Annotated in this window: 17 protein-coding genes; 16 read left to right on the top strand and 1 reads right to left on the bottom strand. The window is 49.9% G+C overall.

Annotated features, from left to right (window positions below; translation table 11 throughout):
- Window positions 1-24 precede the first annotated feature (24 nt).
- Window positions 25-720, top strand: a complete 696-nt coding sequence (locus tag K0036_RS04965) for a flavodoxin family protein (RefSeq protein ID WP_220430871.1) — start codon at window positions 25-27, stop codon at window positions 718-720.
- Here the strand turns inward: K0036_RS04965 and K0036_RS04970 are convergent.
- A complete protein-coding gene (locus K0036_RS04970; protein ID WP_025644910.1) occupies window positions 674-1,582 on the bottom strand; it encodes a LysR family transcriptional regulator in 909 nt (302 codons plus the stop codon). The genes K0036_RS04965 and K0036_RS04970 overlap by 47 nt on opposite strands.
- Before the next feature lie 189 nt (window positions 1,583-1,771).
- Between K0036_RS04970 and K0036_RS04975 the strand changes: the two genes are divergently transcribed.
- The 15 genes from K0036_RS04975 to K0036_RS05045 all read left to right on the top strand — a co-directional run bounded on the left by K0036_RS04975 (window position 1,772) and on the right by K0036_RS05045 (window position 18,761).
- Window positions 1,772-3,427 carry an ABC transporter substrate-binding protein gene (locus K0036_RS04975; RefSeq protein WP_173693750.1) on the top strand — a complete coding sequence of 552 codons (1,656 nt, stop codon included), beginning with the start codon at window positions 1,772-1,774 and terminating at the stop codon, window positions 3,425-3,427.
- 31 nt (window positions 3,428-3,458) lie between these two features.
- Window positions 3,459-4,481 (top strand): ABC transporter permease, encoded by a 1,023-nt coding sequence (locus K0036_RS04980; protein ID WP_025644907.1) that lies wholly within the window; start codon window positions 3,459-3,461, stop codon window positions 4,479-4,481.
- 12 nt (window positions 4,482-4,493) lie between these two features.
- Entirely contained in the window at window positions 4,494-5,357 is an 864-nt protein-coding gene (locus K0036_RS04985; protein WP_025644905.1) for an ABC transporter permease, read from the top strand.
- Complete coding sequence (locus tag K0036_RS04990) at window positions 5,357-6,346, top strand: ABC transporter ATP-binding protein (RefSeq protein ID WP_220430872.1); 990 nt, start codon at window positions 5,357-5,359, stop codon at window positions 6,344-6,346. Before K0036_RS04985 ends, K0036_RS04990 begins: the two co-directional genes overlap by 1 nt.
- The gene (locus K0036_RS04995; RefSeq protein ID WP_025644902.1) at window positions 6,343-7,338 is read left to right on the top strand and encodes an oligopeptide/dipeptide ABC transporter ATP-binding protein; all 996 of its coding nucleotides are present in this window, start codon (window positions 6,343-6,345) and stop codon (window positions 7,336-7,338) included. The genes K0036_RS04990 and K0036_RS04995 overlap by 4 nt, the downstream gene beginning before the upstream one ends.
- Complete coding sequence (locus tag K0036_RS05000) at window positions 7,335-8,375, top strand: aminopeptidase (protein ID WP_220430873.1); 1,041 nt, start codon at window positions 7,335-7,337, stop codon at window positions 8,373-8,375. Before K0036_RS04995 ends, K0036_RS05000 begins: the two co-directional genes overlap by 4 nt.
- 14 nt (window positions 8,376-8,389) lie before the next feature.
- On the top strand, window positions 8,390-9,436 hold the full coding sequence (locus tag K0036_RS05005; RefSeq protein WP_220430874.1) for an aminopeptidase: 1,047 nt from the start codon (window positions 8,390-8,392) through the stop codon (window positions 9,434-9,436).
- A gap of 18 nt (window positions 9,437-9,454) precedes the next feature.
- Window positions 9,455-10,861, top strand: coding sequence for a dipeptidase PepV (pepV, locus tag K0036_RS05010; RefSeq protein WP_220430875.1), 1,407 nt, complete (start codon window positions 9,455-9,457; stop codon window positions 10,859-10,861).
- A gap of 26 nt (window positions 10,862-10,887) precedes the next feature.
- A complete protein-coding gene (locus K0036_RS05015; RefSeq protein ID WP_025644893.1) occupies window positions 10,888-11,682 on the top strand; it encodes a carbon-nitrogen hydrolase family protein in 795 nt (264 codons plus the stop codon).
- A 2-nt stretch (window positions 11,683-11,684) separates the two neighbouring features.
- Window positions 11,685-12,752 (top strand): hypothetical protein, encoded by a 1,068-nt coding sequence (locus K0036_RS05020; RefSeq protein ID WP_025644891.1) that lies wholly within the window; start codon window positions 11,685-11,687, stop codon window positions 12,750-12,752.
- Window positions 12,753-12,780: 28 nt separating this feature from the next.
- Window positions 12,781-13,560: an aspartate/glutamate racemase family protein gene (locus K0036_RS05025; protein WP_220430876.1), complete on the top strand. Its 780-nt coding sequence runs from the start codon at window positions 12,781-12,783 to the stop codon at window positions 13,558-13,560.
- 199 nt (window positions 13,561-13,759) lie between these two features.
- Window positions 13,760-14,023: a CD3324 family protein gene (locus K0036_RS05030; protein ID WP_025644887.1), complete on the top strand. Its 264-nt coding sequence runs from the start codon at window positions 13,760-13,762 to the stop codon at window positions 14,021-14,023.
- Between the two features lie 178 nt (window positions 14,024-14,201).
- A complete protein-coding gene (locus K0036_RS05035) occupies window positions 14,202-14,828 on the top strand; it encodes a CatB-related O-acetyltransferase (protein WP_025644884.1) in 627 nt (208 codons plus the stop codon).
- A 154-nt stretch (window positions 14,829-14,982) separates the two neighbouring features.
- Complete coding sequence (clpB, locus tag K0036_RS05040; protein WP_220430877.1) at window positions 14,983-17,577, top strand: ATP-dependent chaperone ClpB; 2,595 nt, start codon at window positions 14,983-14,985, stop codon at window positions 17,575-17,577.
- The gene (locus K0036_RS05045; protein WP_334300877.1) at window positions 17,565-18,761 is read left to right on the top strand and encodes a DNA polymerase IV; all 1,197 of its coding nucleotides are present in this window, start codon (window positions 17,565-17,567) and stop codon (window positions 18,759-18,761) included. Before clpB ends, K0036_RS05045 begins: the two co-directional genes overlap by 13 nt.
- Window positions 18,762-18,840: the final 79 nt, after the last annotated feature.

The raw sequence follows: 18,840 nt of genomic DNA on the forward strand, positions 1-18,840 counted from the left end.
CAGGAAAGAGCAGGTGAAAATAGTATGACATTTTATGCGATCAATGGAAGCCCGAGAAAAAGAGGAAATACGGCAGTTTTGCTGGATAAGGCTTTACAAGGAGTTAAAGATGTAATCCCGGATGCGGATACGAAGATAATTCATGTATATGATTATTCCTACACAGGCTGTGTCAGCTGCTATGCCTGCAAGCGAAAGGGAGGCAAGTATTATGGGCGGTGCGCCAAAAAGGATGCGATCTCTTCGCTTCTGCCGGAACTCTCGCAGGCAGATGGGCTTATCATAGGGTCTCCGGTATATTTTCATAGTCTGACAGGCCAGCTGCAGGCTTTTCTGGAAAGGCTGCTCTATCCATACCTGGCGTATGGAAAGGAATATTATTCGATTGCTCCTAAGCAGATGCCGGTCGCATTTGTATATACGATGAATGCCACAGAAGAGAAAGCACAACAAATGAATTATCAAATAAAACTGTCGCCGATGGAAGAATACGCCGGAGTCGTTTTTTCACCTCCGGCGGTTCTGTACTGCTATGATACTTGCCAGTTTGATGACTACAAGCGATATATGGCACAACGGTTTTCCGAAGAAAAGAAACTACAGCGCAGGCAAGAGCATTTTCCAATAGACTGTGAAAATGCCCGTGGAATGGGGCGGGCAATGGCACAAAAGATTACAGGTCAGAATCCCACTGCCGAAGGAAGTCCTGGCAGAATTTGATGAACTCAATCTGGTTGGCGTGAAAATAACTGTTGTGCAGCGATACCAGATTATAGGCATGAAATTCATAATAATTCTCAATAAAGATCTGCTGCAGGATGCCCTCCCGCAGTTCGGAGGCGACAGCGCTCTTGTATAAAAAAGAGATGCCGATATTGTGCAGCAGCAATTGCTTGACCAGCGGAAGGCTGTTGTTGATCTCGATATGGTTATGAAAATGGATGGTGGATATATGATTATCCCGGAAGATGGATTCCAGCCGTTTCCTGGAGGGAGTCTTATCTGCGCCCAGGATCAGGGTGTTATTATAGACTTCCTCTATGGGGACGGTTTTTCCTGCCAGCGGATGCATGGACGAGCATACGCAGACCACGCTGGAATGGTATAATTCGTAATAATCATGTTCCGTTTTTGATACGATGCCATCCATAAGAAAGAAGTCCAATTCTCCATCGTTGAGCATCTGCGAAAGCGTATTATAGTTATCTGTTACAATTCTCATCCTGCAATCAGGATTTTTTTCCAAATATGAAATAATCAAATAAGGCAGAAAAGATTCTCCGGCAGACTGCTCTGCCCCCAGGCGCAGCATGGCGGAAGCGGAATTGGATTGCCGCAGCTGTTCTTTGATCCGTTCCGAATCGGTATAGAAAGAACTGACGAACTGATACAATACCTCGCCGGAGGTGGTCAGATGGAACTTTTTGCCCACATAAGTATAGAGTTTTACATTGTAGTATTCTTCCAAGTACTTGATATGGTGGGATACCGCGGGCTGTGTAATGTGCAGTTCTTCGGCGGTCTTTGTAAAACTCTTTGTCTGGCATAGGACAAGAAATGTAAAAAATCGTGTGTCAAGCATAGGACTCCTCCAATATTATTCTGAGTAATAGTTGAATTACGAATTGTAATTTTATTGTAATGGCAAAAGATGATATAATCAAGCATAAGTTAGAATAATCGGAAAGCACTTCTAAAAAACGGAAGAACAACACGAATAGTGCGACTACTTCCGGCGATTCAAACAACATACTATAAAGGAGGAGAATGTATGAAACGATTTTGGGCAGGTATTTTGTGTGTAACCATGGGACTTATGCTATTGACCGGATGTGGCGGGTCATCATCTGATTCTGGAAGCGCATCAGGAGGATCATCCGCGGGCAAGGGTTCGGACGACGGAGAGGGGGTTGTCAGATATACTTTGACATCCACGCCTCAGATCGACCCTGGCGTCGGATCAGATCTAGGAGCCGCAACCGTGCTGATCAATGTATATGATCCATTGGTAATGCCTCAAAAAGACGGCAATATCGAGCCTTGGATTGCAAAAGAGTGGTCCGTATCCGAAGATGGCAAGACCTGGACATTCAAATTGAGGGATGATGTGACATTCCACAGCGGCAATCCGCTAACAGCGAATGACGTGGCGTATACCATGCAGCGCCTTCTGGATATGGGAGAGGGATTTGGATACTTATTCAGTTCCACGATCGAGGCGGTCAATGTCATTGATGATACGACGGTAGAGTTTGTCTGTACAAGGCCTACGGGAACGCTTCTTGCATCCCTGGTCAGGCTTTACATACTAGACAGCAAGCTGGTGGCAGAAAACTATGCATCCGGAGATTTTGGGGACAAAGGCGATTATGGAAAAGCGTTTCTTCTGGAGAACGATGCCGGATGCGGACCGTATAAGGTAAAAGAATACGCGGCAAATTCCCATGTACTGTGCGAGCAGTATACAGACTACTGGGCAGGACTAGATAAGAACGCGCCGAAAGGATTCAAGGCAATCGGCTCCAATGAGGCAGTAACCGTCAAGACCATGATGGAACGAGACGAGCTGGAACTGTCGGATGAATATCAGACCTCTGAGACCATCGAAGCGCTGGATAAGATGAAAGGCATTGACATCATGGAGACCACAAGCGGAGATATCATCTATCTTCTTCTTAACAATTCCAAGGCGCCGACGGATGACGAGCATATCAGAAAAGCATTGGCATATATGCTGGACTACGATGTGGTATGCAATCAGGTATATCCGAATTCTAAGAAGGCCGATAGTATTATTTCCAAGAATCTTCTGGGACATAAGAAGATGACGGACTATAGCTTTAATATTGAGAAAGCCAAAGAGGAGATCGCAAAATCCAAGTATGCGGATAATATTCAGGATTATCCGATCGAGGTGTGCTGGGTTGCCGAGACTCCGGACCGTGAGAAATTAGCGCTTCTGATCCAGGCTGCGGCAGACCAGATCGGAGTAAAGGTAAATGTCGTAAAGACGCCATGGGCAAGCGTAGTAGAGAAGTCGGCATCAGCGGAGACGACTCCGAATGTGACGACGACATGGTTTGCGGGAGATTATTCAGAGGCAGGAGCAATATTTGATTCGGCACTAAGTTCTAAGAATGCGGGAACATGGATGAATTGCTGCTGGATAAATGACAGCAAGCTGGACGAAATGATCGATGATGCCCTGACAACCCTTGATACGGATGAAAGAGTTGCAAAATATGAGGCGATCCAGGACTACCTGGCGGATAAATGCGTGATGATCCCGATGGCTGAGGTTACGCTCCGGCTGGCTTACCAGTCCGACTATGTGGAATACAATTCAGCGGATCCTGAGAATTTAAGGCCAGTCATGGGCTATATCAACTATATGCCTGACATCAGGATCTATCCGGATAAGAAGTAGTGAACGTCAAAATAGGAGAGGAGGATCAGGGATGTCACTCCTAAAGAGTATATTAAAACGTTTGGCAAGTTCCATCGTCGTGCTGCTTGGATTGACCATTATTATATTTATCCTGATGCGGATCGTACCAGGGGATCCGGCAAGGCTGGCTTTGGGGGCAAATGTTTCGGAAGAAGTACTGGAAAATTACAGGGAGATCAATCATTTAAATGATTCACTTCCGATGCAATACGTATATTGGATATCCGGAGCCATCCGGGGCGATTTTGGAATGTCCGCCGTGACAAAGCGGGCGGTCATTCAGGATATCAAGGATTTTGCGCCGGCGACGATCGAGCTGGTGCTCTGGGCCGGCTTCCCGTCCATTCTGGTCGCGCTGTACCTGGGAGTCACCAGCGCGCAGCATAAGAACAAATGGCAGGATTACTTGTGCCGCTTTTTAGGATACATATTCGTAGCCACCCCCACCTTCGTGTTTGCGGTGATTTTCCTGCTGGTGTTCGGCTACTGGATCCCTGTGCTGCCTACGATAGGAGGACGGCTCAGCCCGTCCTTTACTATCCCGGATATCACGGGGCTGTATGTGCTGGACGCGCTGCTGGGCGGACAGCCGAAAGCCGCATGGGACGCCTTTCTCCATCTTCTGTTCCCCGCCCTTTCATTGGCATTGGGGAAGACGATGCAGGAGGCCAGGATTACCAGATCCAGCATGCTGCAGAATGCAGATAAGGATTATATCACGATGGTAACGTCCCAGGGCGTGCCAAAGTCGGTGGTGAACAGACGGTTTCTTCTGAAGCCTTCCGTAATTCCTACGGTAACGGTGGTAGGAATGGATATAGCAGCTATGTTCGGCAATGCGTTCCTGGTGGAACGGATCTTCAACTGGCCCGGCCTATCCAGCTATGGAATGACGGCGATACTTAATAAGGACACGAACGCGGTCTGCGCGGTGGTTCTGATCATTGGCCTGGCTTTTGCGCTTACAAGCATAGCGGTAGATATCGTGGCCATGATTCTGGATCCGAGAATGAGACAGAAGCGTACGCGGTAGGAGGTGGTGTAAATGAAAGCAGAGCGAAAAGAAACGATGATAAGAAACTGGTACAAGTTTTCTTCTGGCGGGGTATCCGTGATCGGGCTTGCGATTGTAGTGCTGATTATAGTGCTTGCTATCTTTGCACCAGTGATCGCGCCATATCCGCAGGATGTGGGCGCAGTGGTGAACTTTGAGGAAAGTTCTCTGGCTCCAAGCATGGAGCATATTATGGGAACCGATACCATGGGACGAGATGTATTTTCGAGATTGCTGATCAGCCTGCGAAGCAGTCTGCTTATGGGGATTCTGGTACTGTCGATCGCTGTGCCGGTGGGATTTGTCGTTGGCGTTTTGGCCGGATATTACAAGGATACCTGGATCGAAACGGTGCTGATGCGGATCGTGGATATTTTCCTTTCGGTACCGGCACTGGTACTTGCGCTTGCGATTGCGGCGATATTGGAGCCGAATCTTCGCAATTCCATGATCGCGATCACGATCATGTGGTGGCCGTGGTATGCGAGGCTGTCCTTTGGAGTCGCGTCTTCGCTTCGAACAGAGAATTATATTGTATATGCGGAACTGACAGGCGCGAAGCTAAGCCATATTATCTTCAAAGAATTCCTGCCGAATACCTTCGACCAGATTCTGACTAAGATGACGCTGGATATGGGCTACGTCATCTGTATGGGGGCAACCCTTAGCTTTGTAGGTCTTGGAGAGCAGCCGCCCACGCCGGCCCTTGGCAATATGATCAATGACGGCGTGAAATTCCTGCCGGATATGTGGTGGCTTGCGATCTTCCCGGCGGCGACGATCATCATTATCGTATTGGGCTTCAATCTGCTGGGTGATGGCGTAGGCAATATATTTAATGTGGAGGGCAAATAATGGAAGAAAAGGCAAAAGTATTAGAAGTCAAAGATTTGTCCGTATCCTATACAGTCGCAAATGTAAAGACGCACATATTAGAGGATGTTTCCTTTGCCGTCAGCAAAGGAAAGAGCGTAGGGATCGTCGGGGAGTCCGGCTGCGGAAAGACGACGACGATGCGCGCCATCCTGAATGTTCTTCCTTCCAATGGGAATGTAGAAAAGGGCGAGATATTATACTGCGGCGAAGACGTGCTTAAGATGGCCAATGCCAAACTGCAGGAATACCGGCAAAAAGGCGCGGGCATGATCTTTCAGGATCCATCCAGCGCGCTGAATCCGGTAATATCCATAAAGAACCAGTTTTTAGAGGCCTTGAAATACGCCCACAAGGATAAGAAACTTACGAAAGCGCAGCTCTTAGAAAAAGCAGGGAAATCGCTGGAAGCGGTATCTCTTGCCGACCCGGAGCGAATTCTGAACAGTTATCCGTTCCAGCTATCCGGAGGAATGAGGCAGCGAGTGTGCATTGCCATGACCTTGGCTGCGGAGCGCCAGCTGCTGCTTGCGGACGAGCCGGGAACCGCGTTGGACGTGACGATACAGGATCAGATTCTTAGGCTGATCAAACAGCTGGTGGATTCCGGGGAACTGTCGGTTATCATGGTGACGCATTCTCTTGGGGTCATACGCCAGGTTACGACGGAAGTCAATATTATGTATGCAGGCACGATGGTAGAAGGCGGGGACACCAAAAAGGTATTTGAGCATCCGATCCATCCGTATACAGAGGCGCTGATGAACTGCCTCCCGAAACTGACAGGAAACGGAATCGCTGAAGGTATCCCCGGAAGGATTCCGGACTACAGCAACCCGCCAAAGGGGTGCAGATTCGCTCCCCGCTGTCCTTATGCGCTAAAGAAGTGCCAGAACGAAAGGCCTGTCCGCCATGAAGTTGACGGGGATCACTGGGTAGCATGCTTTCAAGCAGAGGAGGGGAGATCATGAGCGAAGTAATATTGGAAATCAAAGATTTGAAGAAGTATTTCCCTCTGGCCAATGGCAAGACAGTAAAAGCGGTAGACGGCGTGAGCATGAAGATGTATAAGGGAGAGACGCTGGGGCTGGTCGGAGAATCCGGATGCGGAAAAAGTACGATTGCCTATACGGTAGTCGGGATGTATGGAGCAACCTCCGGCCAGGTTATCTATGACAATATGGATATTGTAAAGAAGGGATATAGAAGAACCCTGAAGCAAAAAGGCGATATACAGATCGTGTTCCAGGATCCAGGATCTTCCCTGAATTCCCGGCGCACGATTGAGAAGAGCATGGAAGTGCCGCTGGATATCCACGATAAGATGAGCAAAGAAGAGAAAGAGAAGCGCGTCGAAGAATTGCTGGAAATGGTGGGCCTTCCAAAAGACTATAAGAACAAGATGCCAAGAAACATCGGCGGAGGCGAGAGGCAGCTGGTTTCCGTAGCCAGAGCGCTGGCGACCAACCCGGAACTAATCATTCTGGATGAGCCGACTTCAGCGCTGGACGTTTCAGTCCAGGCAAAGGTCATCAGTACATTGATAGAATTACAGAAGAAGCTGGAACTGTCTTACCTGTTTATCACGCATGATCTGAGCCTGATGCGCAACGTGGCATCCCGTGTGGCGATCCTGTATCTGGGCAGGCTGTGCGAGCTGGCGCCGACAGCGGAGTTCTTCCAGGCGCCGCTGCATCCGTATACGAAGATGCTGCTATCCTCCATTCCGGTAGTTACGGAGGAAGAGGAGGCGATGAAGCCAGATCAGATCGTGTCCCAGGGAGAGATCCCCTCTCCGGTGAATGCGCCAAAAGGATGTACCTTTCACACCAGATGCAAGGACTGCATGGAAATATGCAAGACAACAGCGCCAGTAATGGTGGAAGTAGCGCCGGAGCATATGGTCTGCTGCCATAAGTATACGGCGCAGGCAATCAAGAAAGAGGGGGAGACGGACGTATGATAAGCGGCGATTTGCAGAAAGCGGCAGAGGTTCTGGTAAACGTTCTGCTGAAGACTCAAAAAGGAGAAACCTTCGTGATCACGGCGGATACGGCTGTGGATGCGTCGGTAATTGAAGTAATTGGGCGGGCAGCCTTCGCTGCGGGCGCAAAGCCACTGGTCGCCCTGATTCCCACGCCAGGAGGGGTCAGCCTGGCAGCAGATCCAGATATTCAGGTAGAAGGCTTGAGCGGTATGATCTCCAAAGCGGATGTCTGGGTGGAGTTGAATGTGAAATGGCTGCTGTATTCTACTCCATTTTACAATGCCAAAAAGGCCAATCCAAAACTACGGCATATGTGCCTTACGGGAACCAACGCCGATACACTGATACGCTGTGTCGGAAAAGTCAACTATCCGGCGATGAGAAGATTTTCCGAGATCCTGCGTGAAAGGATCAAAGAGGCCCATAACGTGCGGATGGTCTCCCAGGATGGAGATGAGATTACCTTCGTCAATGTGCCGGACCGCCCTGTTTCCTGCAAACTGGGCGATGCCAGCGTGCCGGGAACACATCTGTTCGTAGGCCAGATCGGATGGACTCCGATGCTGGAGAGCGTAAATGGCACGATCAGCCTGGACGGATCGGTAGCGCCGGATATTGGATTGATCGAGAGTCCGGTAAAAATAGAAGTAAAAGATGGCTGCATTATCTCGATGTCAGGTGGAGAAGAGGCCAAAAGGTATGAGATGTGGCTTAAGAGCTTCGGACATCCCCAGATGCTGCGCATCTCGCATGCCGGCATTGGCTTCCATCCCGGCGCGAAACTGATCGGAGACATTCTCCTGGATCAGCGCGTGTGGGGCTCCACCACGTGGGGATTTGGAAGCATCGGCGCAGGAATGCTGCCTCCAGACGGAGTCTACGCGCCGTCGCATTCAGATGCGGTTTCGTTAAATACAGATATCTATCTGGACGATCAGCCATTGTGGATTCGCGGGAATCTTGTGGACGAGGAATTGAAATCATTCGAAAGTGAATTGACAGCGTTAAGATAGGAGGGAGCATAAAAATGGGAGAGTTCTTATACGAATTTGAACTAGGAAAAGCAGCCGATGTGATTGTAAAAGAATTATTCAAAGTAAAGCCAGGCGAAAACTTTGTGATTACCGCGGACAGCAGAAGCGATGAACGGGTGGTAAACGCCACCGCGCGGGCAATCTATGCCGCCGGGGCCAAGCCGATGGTGATCTGGACGGCTACGCCGCCGGGGCCGGGAAAGCAGGTGGATGACTTCCTGCCATCCGGGGCGATCAAGGCAGCCTTGATGGAAGCCGACTGCTGGATTGAATACAATACGATGTACATCTTATATTCGGATACCTATGAGGAAGTTGCGCATACGAATAAGAAGCTTCGCCTCCTGTGCCTTCCGGGCATGCACGTAGACGTTTTCATCCGCCTGTTTGCCAATACAGACCATGAGGCATTGCGGGATCTATTGCACGCGGTAAGGGATAAGATCCGCTCGGCAAAGCATGTAAGGCTTACCAGTACGGCAGGAGAGGATATCGAGTTTGACAATCATCCCGATTATCCGATCAATGCAAGAGACGGCTATGCCGATGAGCCGGGAACCTTCATGCTGGCAGGAATGATCTCCTGGACCCCGGATCTGGATACCGTAAATGGAGTGATTGCAATTGACGGCTCTCTGGTGCCGCAGTTTGGCGTATTGGAACAGCCGGTAAAGATCTATATGAAGAATGGCGTGATCGATCATGTGGAAGGCGGAGCAATCGCAGAGCAGTGGGAAAAATATATGCGGGACTTCCAGCATCCCCAGATGCTGCGTCCGGCCCACGTTTGCGTGGGATTCCACCCGAATGCAAAACTTACGGGACAGCTGGGAGAAGATGAGCGCATCTATGGAGGCTCCCAGTGGGGCTTTGGGGCAATTGGTAGCTTCCTGATGCCGCCAAATGGCATCCCGGCTCCGTCCCATATAGACGCTACCTGCCTCAGAGTATCCATTTATCTGGACGGAGTGGCGATTACGCAGGATGGCGAGATCGTAGACGAAGAGTTAAAAAAATATGCTGCCAGATTAGGCAGATAGATAAAAAGAGGTTAATGCGTGGAAAAAATATTAGAGGAACTGGTGGAGCAATATCGGGATGAGATTGTGGAAACCACCAAAAAATTAGTCGCCCTTCCGAGCCTATACGAGGAAGGAAACGAAACATATCCATTTGGAGAGCCGATCGGAAAAGCGCTGGAAAAGGTTCTTGAGATATCCGAAGAAATGGGATTTGAAACCTGCAGCCATGACGGCTATGTAGGCACGGTCAAATGGGGCAATGAGGGGAAGCAGATCGGCATCCTGACCCATATTGACGTTGTCCCTCCCGGGGAGGGGTGGACATATCCGCCTTTTGAGGGAACCATAGAAAATGGGAGGCTGTATGGAAGAGGCTCTCTGGACGATAAGGGGCCGATGGCCGCGTCGCTTTTTGCGATGAAGGCGATAAAGGAAAGCGGGCTTCCGGTAAAAAATCATGTGTGCCATATTATCGGAACAGACGAAGAAAGTGGTTTCATGAGATGCCTGAAGAATTATCTGGAAAAGGAGCCGGCTCCCTGGGGCGGATTTTCGCCGGATGGGGAATTTCCAGTTATCCATGCGGAAAAAGGGATCCTTAGGTTCTATGTGACAGACCGCTGGGAGAATACGAATGACGATGACGGGCTTATCCTGGTGGAAGTCGGCGGGGGAACCAAGGTAAATGTAGTGCCGGCGTTTGCGTCCGCGCTTGTACGCGGAGGCGAGGATGCGCAGGGGGTATTGGAACAATGCCGGGACGCCTTTGCGGACAAAGATAAGATATCATTCGAGCCAGAAGACGGTGGATGGAGAGTAAAGGCAAAAGGAATGAGCGGACATTCTTCACAGCCGTGGAATGGGGACAACGCGATTAATACGCTGCTTCGGTATTTGCTGTCGCTTCCCCTTCGTGAAAATGGGCAGATGCTATTCGCGTCTAAGATTGCAGGCCTGTTTGGCGACGGCTATCGCGGAGAACGTCTGGGAGTGGCATGCGAAGATCAATTATCCGGCATTCTCACGCTGTCTCTGGGAGTTCTTAAAATTGGAAGCGAGGATGGAAAGGCCACGGTGGAAATCAGATATCCGATCCATGCTTCAGATGAAGTCATCCAGAAGACCTTGATGGTGGCCTGCCAGGATTCCGGGGTAGATATAGAGATCATACAGGATAAAAAGCATATCTATTATCCGGTAAAGGCGCCGCTGGTGCAGGAACTTCTGAAAGTATATCAGGAAACCACGGGAAGAACGGAAGCGCCAGTCGTGATTGGCGGAGGTACCTATTGCAGGGCGGTAGATAATTTTGTCGCATACGGGCCTGTATTTCCGGGACAGCGGGAACTGGCGCACGAGCCGGACGAGTATATCGGCGTAGAAGATCTGATATTGACGGCGAAAATCTATGCGCAGGCGCTTTATGCGTTATTGAATATGTAAAGCCGGATGGGACAGGAGGTCTGACGATGCTGAAAATAGGATTGATTCAACTGGCGGTTATGGAAGGCAGATGCCAGGAAAATATGCTTCATATTAAAGAACTTGCCAAGAAATATGCCAAGGATGATGTTGACCTGCTCTGTTTTCCGGAATTGTGCGTCAGCGGATATGATTTTGAAAAAGCGCAGCATTGTGCAAACGAGGCGGAGTTCTTTTCCGAACTTGCCAGAGAATGCAATACTGCGATCGCCGCCGGCATTCATGTAGAAGAAGAGGGCCGGCATTACGATGCGGCCTGCCTCTTTGACGAGACGGGGACCCTTCTGGGAGAGTATCGGAAAATCCATCTATGGGATAAGGAATGTGAATTTTTTGAGCGTGGGGACAGCCTTTTGGTGATACCGTTTAAAGGATGGAAGATCGGGCTTCTGATCTGCGCGGATATGAGATTCTTCGAGATATCTACCCCGCTTAAGAATATGGGGGCAGATGTCATCCTTTATCCAAGCGCATGGATTGCGGGCTGGAAAGAACTGCTTCACTTATGCGGCAGAATGCGCGCGGCCGAGAACCAGATCTATACGATTGCCTTAAACCGGGCTTCTGGCGACGTGGCTTACTGCGGCGGAACTGCCCTTATGGGACCGGATGGCAGTATCCGGAGCATGCTGGATCATGATCAGGAGGCGTACCTGGAAGTAGTGCTGGAAAAATCCCAGATCCAGGCGGCAAGAAACGCGCTGGAATGGGAAAGCCTGAAATTTCCGGAGATATATCAAAAGTATGACCAATACAGGTTCATGAAACGAAAGGAGATATGAAAATGGAATGGAACATAGGCGTTGAAATGAGAAATGAATATAGAAGAATGGAACTTGCCCGTGCGGCAATGAAGCTGGTAAGGGATATCATGCTGTGCAAGCCGGGCGAGAACCTGGTGATCACGTATGACACCTGCGTAGATGAAAGAGTCGTTCATGCTTTGACAGAGGCAGCCTATACGATTGAAAGCGTTCCAACGGTCATCTATTATCCGACTGCGGAAGGCTTCTATGCAGACCCGCCAAAGCCGGTGGCCGACGCGATTGCTGCCGCGGACGTGTGGATCGAGCTGACCTACGCTTCGATCATGCATGGACCTGCATATCGCAAAGCAGTGGATGAAAATGGCGCGCGGTATATCTGCGCTACGGGCCTGGATACGGAGATGCTGGTAAACTGCATCGGAAAGATTAATGTAGATAAAGTCATCGAGTTAGGAGAATATTTTAAATACCGCCTGGAAAATGCCCAGGATATTCATGTACTGACCAAAGAAGGAATGGACCTTCGCGGGAACATGGGAGGACGCAAGGTTCGACACTCCGGCATCAAGGCAACGGAGAAAGGCTATCCGGTAATGCTGACCGGGCAGACCAGCTGGTGCCCCATCGAAGAGTCGATCGAAGGAACGCTGGTATTTGACGGGGCCGTATTCCCCCCGGATTCGCTGGGAATCTTAAGAGAGAAGATCTTTATTGAATTCAAAGAAGGCAGAGTCGTGGATGTCACCGGCGGGCCGGAGGCAGAGATATACAAAAAATGGCTGCATTCCTTTGACGATCCGAATATGCTGCGCCTGGCTCACTATTCCCAGGGCTTTAACCCGGGAGTGCGTAAAGTGACCGGCCGTATCGTAGAAGATGAGCGCGTGTTTGGCTGTATGGAATTCGGAATCGGAAGCCAGGGCATCAAGATTGGCGGCAAGCACTGGAGCGCGGCGTCCCATTCCGATGGCATCGTTCTTCATCCGACCATCATCCTGGACGGGGAAAAACTGGAAGAAGACGGCGTGTATGTGGATGAGACGGCATGCAAGCTGTGCAAAGAACTAGGGATCGCTGGATATTAAGGCGGATACATAGCCTCAGGGAGAGAACATGAAGCGTAAAAAAAAGATATTATTTCTTAAGGCAGTTGCCTATGGCGACTTAAATGAGGAGATAAAAACCTATTTGGACCAGTATAAGGACGAGACAACCGAACTGGAAGTAAGGAATATCCAGATCGGCCCTAAGCATCTGGAATATCAATACTACCAGGCATTGGCAGGGGCACAGATACTGAAAGAATTACTAAGGGCGGAAAAGGAGGGATTCGATGCCGCCTGCATCAGCTGCTTCGACGATCCATTCCTGTATCCGGCAAGGGAGATCAGCAAAAATATGGTGGTAACCGCGCCTGGAGAGGCGAGCATGCATCTGGCATCCGTACTTGGAAATTCTTTCTCCATCATAGTAGGAAGAGATAAATGGATCCCGCAGATGAGAGAAAACGTATGCAAATATGGCCTGGAAAGGAAGCTTGCTTCCTTCCGAAGCCTGGGCATGGGCGTGCTGGATTTCCACAAGGATGAAAGGGCTACGATGGAGAGGTTCCGGCAGGAAATTCGCCTGGCTATAGAAAAAGACCGCGCTGAAGTGATCATTCTGGGATGCAGCATGCAGTTTGGGTTTTACAAGGAACTTCAGCAGGAATTTGGCGTTCCGGTGATCGACTGCATGATCGCCAGCCTGAAGCAGGCGGAATATCTGCTGGAACTCCGGGAAAAGGCGGGGTGGCACTTCGGCAGAAGAGGACTGTACGAAAGGCCCGACCCAGAAGAAATGCGTGATTGGCAGTTGGACGAGTGTTTTAACCTGGAAGGTTTGCTTGATTAGTGCCTGTATTGATGTTACAATTTAAAAAAATGATTTTGGCGGTGATCGTTATGCTTAGATGCAAGACCAAATGCAACGATGGCTGGCTCCATGCAAAGCCAGTATAAGGAGCAACATTTGCATGGAGTAGGAATTGGTTGCGAACTTGATATTGCTGGCTTTGCTGCTTGACTATTTAATCAAGGAGGAGGCCTGCATCATGAAGTATATTAATGCAAGCACGATTCTCCCGGACGAGCTGGTCGAGGAACTACAGAAATATGTTCAGGCAGGTTACATATATATTCCTGCAAAAGACGAGCAGCATAAGAACTGGGGCGAATTGTCCGGCTATCGGAAGGAACTTGCGAGACGCAATGCGTTGATCATTGCGGAGTATCGCAGCGGCGCTTCTATGGAAGAACTTGCAAAGCGTTATTCCCTTTCGGTCTATGCCATAAGAAAAATAATATATCAGAAATGATACATGGGAGGGCTGCTTATAGGCAGCCTTCTTTTTGTATACGGAATATTGCTGTATCGTTTCGTATATTGTGGACGTGGGCGCGTGCAAGTATGATAGGAAACAGGAGATGTCTATAAGTATACATTCATACGGAACGACAGACATTAAAACAAAGGACTAACAGGAGGATTTTATAATGGCTACACCGACAAAACTATATCCAAGAACAGGCGACAGGCAGACGATCTATCTGAAAAATGCGATCACAGACCCTAATATTCAGGTTGGGGATTATACGATGTATAACGATTTTGTGAATGACCCCGCAAAATTCCAGCAGAATAACGTATTGTATCATTATCCTGTCAATCAGGATAAACTTATTATAGGTAAGTTCTGCTCTATTGCCTGTGGCGCGAAATTTCTATTTAACAGCGCGAACCATACGCAGCGTTCGCTGTCTACCTATCCGTTTCCTTTATTCTTTGAAGAATGGGGACTGGATATAAAAAATGTAGCAACAGCGTGGGACAATAAAGGCGATATTATAATAGGAAATGATGTTTGGATTGGCTATGAAGCCGTGATCATGGCAGGCGTGACCATAGGAGATGGAGCGATCATAGGTACGCGCGCGATTGTAACAAAAGATGTGCCGCCGTATACGATCGTGGGCGGGGTGCCGGCAAAACCCATTCGCAGGCGGTTTCCGGATCAAGTTATTTCTACGCTATTGGAATTGGAATGGTGGAACTGGCCTGCAGAAAAGATTGCGGAGAATATAGAAGCAATCAAGACTGGGGCTTGGGAAGAATTGAGATAACGATTGGCGTAGCGATGGACTTTCGCCTCATTTAACGAAACAGTCCATTTTTTTAAAAGAATTAGCACTCGACTATTGACAGTGCTAATAAATACTGTTATAGTACTCGTAGAACAATAAAATGCAGTTTTCTAGATGAAGGAGGTTCATCGCTATGAATATAAATAAATTTACGCAAAAGTCGCTTCAGGCTGTCCAGGACTGCGAGAAGGTGGCTCTGGAATATGGCAATCAGGAGATCGAGCAGGAACATCTGCTGTACGCGCTTCTGGTACAGGATGACAGCCTGATCTTAAAATTGATGGAAAAGATGGGCATTGACAAGAATGCCATGGTCAATCGGGTGGAGGAGGCTATCCGGAAGCGCACGAAGGTGCAGGGAGGCCAGCAGTACGTTGGCCAGGATCTGAATAAGGCTTTGATCCACGCCGAGGATGAGGCTAAGCAGATGGGGGATGAGTATGTATCCGTAGAGCATCTGTTCCTTTCTATGATCAAGTATCCGAACAAGGAGATCAAGACGATCTTTCGTGAGATGGGAATCAAGCGGGACGCCTTCTTGCAGGTATTGTCCACGGTGAGGGGCAACCAGCGGGTTACAAGCGATAATCCGGAAGACACCTACGATACGCTGAACAAATACGGCTCGGATCTGGTGGAGCGGGCAAGAGACCAGAAGTTAGATCCGGTCATCGGGCGTGACGCGGAGATCCGCAACCTGGTCCGCATCCTGTCCCGCAAGACGAAGAACAACCCGGTGCTTATCGGCGAGCCCGGCGTCGGCAAGACGGCGGTGGTGGAAGGCCTGGCGCAGCGCATCGTGCGCGGGGACGTGCCGGAAGGGCTTAAGGATAAGACCATATTTTCCCTGGACATGGGAGCCCTGGTAGCCGGAGCCAAGTACAGGGGCGAATTTGAGGAACGTCTGAAGGCGGTTCTGGAAGAAGTCAAGAACAGTGACGGCAGAATCATCCTGTTCATTGACGAACTGCACACCATTGTGGGCGCAGGAAAGACGGATGGAGCCATGGATGCCGGCAATATGCTCAAGCCTATGCTGGCCAGAGGAGAACTTCACTGTATCGGCGCCACTACCCTTGATGAGTACCGCCAGTATATCGAGAAGGACGCGGCCCTGGAGCGCCGGTTCCAGCCGGTCATGGTGGATGAGCCTACGGTGGAGGACGCGATCTCTATCCTGCGTGGCCTGAAGGAACGCTATGAAGTATTCCACGGCGTGAAGATCACCGATGGAGCGCTGGTCGCCGCGGCAACACTGTCTGACCGATACATCTCGGACCGGTTCCTTCCGGATAAAGCCATCGACCTGGTGGATGAGGCCTGCGCACTGATCAAGACGGAATTGGATTCCATGCCTGCAGAGCTGGATGAGATGCAGCGCAAGATCATGCAGATGGAGATTGAAGTGGCGGCCCTTAAGAAGGAGGATGACCGCCTAAGCAAGGAGCGTCTGGAGCACTTGAACCAGGAACTGGCAGAACTCAGAGAATCATTTGCCGGAAAGAAGGCCCAATGGGACAATGAGAAGGTTGGCATAGAACGGGTACAGAAGCTGCGCGAGGAGATCGAACAGGTGAACAAAGAGATTGAAAAAGCGCAACAGGCCTATGACCTGAACCGGGCAGCAGAACTCCAGTATGGCAGGCTTCCTCAACTGCAGAAGCAGCTGGAGGAGGAAGAGACGAAGATTAAGGACGAGGATCGTTCCCTGGTGCATGAGAGCGTCACAGATGAGGAGATCGGAAGAATCGTCTCCCGCTGGACGGGAATCCCGGTCGCCAAGCTCAATGAGAGCGAGCGGAGCAAGACCCTGCATCTGGCGGATGAACTTCATAAAAGAGTGATCGGACAGGATGAAGGGGTAGAACTGGTGACCGAAGCAATCATCCGGTCAAAGGCAGGCATCAAAGACCCGACCAAGCCCATCGGCTCATTTCTGTTCCTTGGACCTACCGGCGTAGGAAAGACGGAACTTGCCAAGGCGCTGGCGGAGAGCCTGTTCGATGATGAGAGCAATATGGTGCGTATCGACATGAGCGAGTATATGGAGAAGTTCTCTGTATCCAGGCTGATTGGAGCGCCTCCGGGATATGTCGGATATGACGAAGGCGGGCAGCTAACCGAGGCGGTCCGCAGGAAGCCATATTCCGTGGTCTTGTTCGATGAGATAGAAAAGGCTCATCCGGACGTATTCAACGTACTGCTCCAGGTGCTGGATGATGGGCGGATTACCGATTCCCAGGGGCGGACGGTAGACTTTAAGAACACCATCCTGATCATGACATCCAACATCGGCTCCGGCTATCTGCTGGACGGCATTGATGATCATGGCAATATCAGCGAGGACAGCCAGCAGGCAGTCATGGAAGAACTGAAGGCTCATTTCAGGCCGGAGTTCTTAAACCGTCTGGATGAAATGATTATGTTCAAGCCATTGACGAAAGATAATATTTATGACATTATTGACTTGTTAGTAGCAGATGCGAATCAGCGTCTCGCGGAGAAAGAGATTTCCATTGCCCTCACTGAAGCGGCGAAAAATTACGTGGTAGAAGGCGGCTATGACCCTACCTATGGAGCAAGGCCACTGAAGCGCTACCTGCAGAAGCATGTAGAGACCCTGGCGGCCAGGCTGATGCTTCAAGGAGACGTAGGCGCGCAGGAGACCATTGTAATTGACGCTAAGGACGGCAGATTAACGGCAAGGAGCCAGTCATTGTGTCAATAATATTTCATATCGACGTGAATTCAGCTTACCTTAGCTGGACGACAATAGAAGAGTTAAAGAATGGAGGAGAGGTAGACTTAAGGACGATCCCGGCCATCATCGGCGGGGATCAGAAGTCCAGGCACGGCGTAGTGCTGGCCAAGTCGCCTCTTGCCAAACAGTGTGGCATTCGGACAGGGGAGCCTGTCGCGAATGCCATTCGTAAATGTCCCGGGCTTGTGATGAGGCCGCCGGACCATAAACTGTACAGGCGATACAGCAATAGGCTGATGGAGTTCTTAAGAACCTATACTGACTACATCGAGCAGGTAAGCGTAGATGAGTGCTATATGGACTTTACGGAGATCGCGCCCCGCTTTGCCTCTCCGGTGGACGGCGCTCTGGAGATTAAGAACGAGGTATGCCGGAAATTCGGCTTTACCGTCAATATCGGCATATCGACCAACAAGCTGCTGGCCAAGATGGCCTCAGATTTTGAGAAGCCTAATAAAGTGCATACGCTGTTCCCGGAGGAGATTCAGGCGAAGATGTGGCCGCTTCCTGTGTGGGAACTGTATATGGCAGGGCGTTCCAGCGTGGAGACGCTAGAGAAGCTGGACATACGCACCATCGGCGATCTGGCCTGCACGGATCCAAAGATACTGGAACTGCATCTGAAGAGCCATGGCAGGAAACTCTGGGAATTTGCCAACGGGATCGATCACTCGGAGGTGGCAAGAGAAAAGGCAGAGGCAAAAGGAATTGGCAACTCCACCACGCTTCCACGGGACGCAAGGACGCAGGAAGAGGCGGAGGCAGTGCTTGAGGATCTGGCCGGAAGCGTCGGAAGAAGGCTTCGAAAGGCAGGACAGAAAGCGGGGATGCTAAGCGTGGAGATAAAGTACCACACCTTTGAATCCGTATCCCATCAAAGACAGCTGGAAAAGCCGACGAATCAGGACCAGGAGATTTACCAGGAGGCGAGGGACCTCTTTCTGGAGTTATGGAATCAGGAGCCCATAAGGCTTCTTGGAATCAGAAGTTCGAAACTAACAGAGGAGGGAGAGCCGGAGCAGCTTAGCATATTTGATATTCGCTTTGAGGCAGATCCGAAAAAAGAAAAGAAGGAAAAGATCAACACTGCCCTGGAACAGATCCGCAAAAAGTATGGCAAGGATATTGTCACAAAGGGTCCCCATTCTTGACAGAAAAATATTTCAACGATATACTGATAATTAGAAGAGCAGCTGCGAATTATAAGTTTATAGTTTGCAGTTGTTCTTT

Origin of the sequence: [Clostridium] scindens (genome assembly GCF_019597925.1) — a bacterium.
Taxonomy (GTDB): domain Bacteria; phylum Bacillota; class Clostridia; order Lachnospirales; family Lachnospiraceae; genus Clostridium_AP.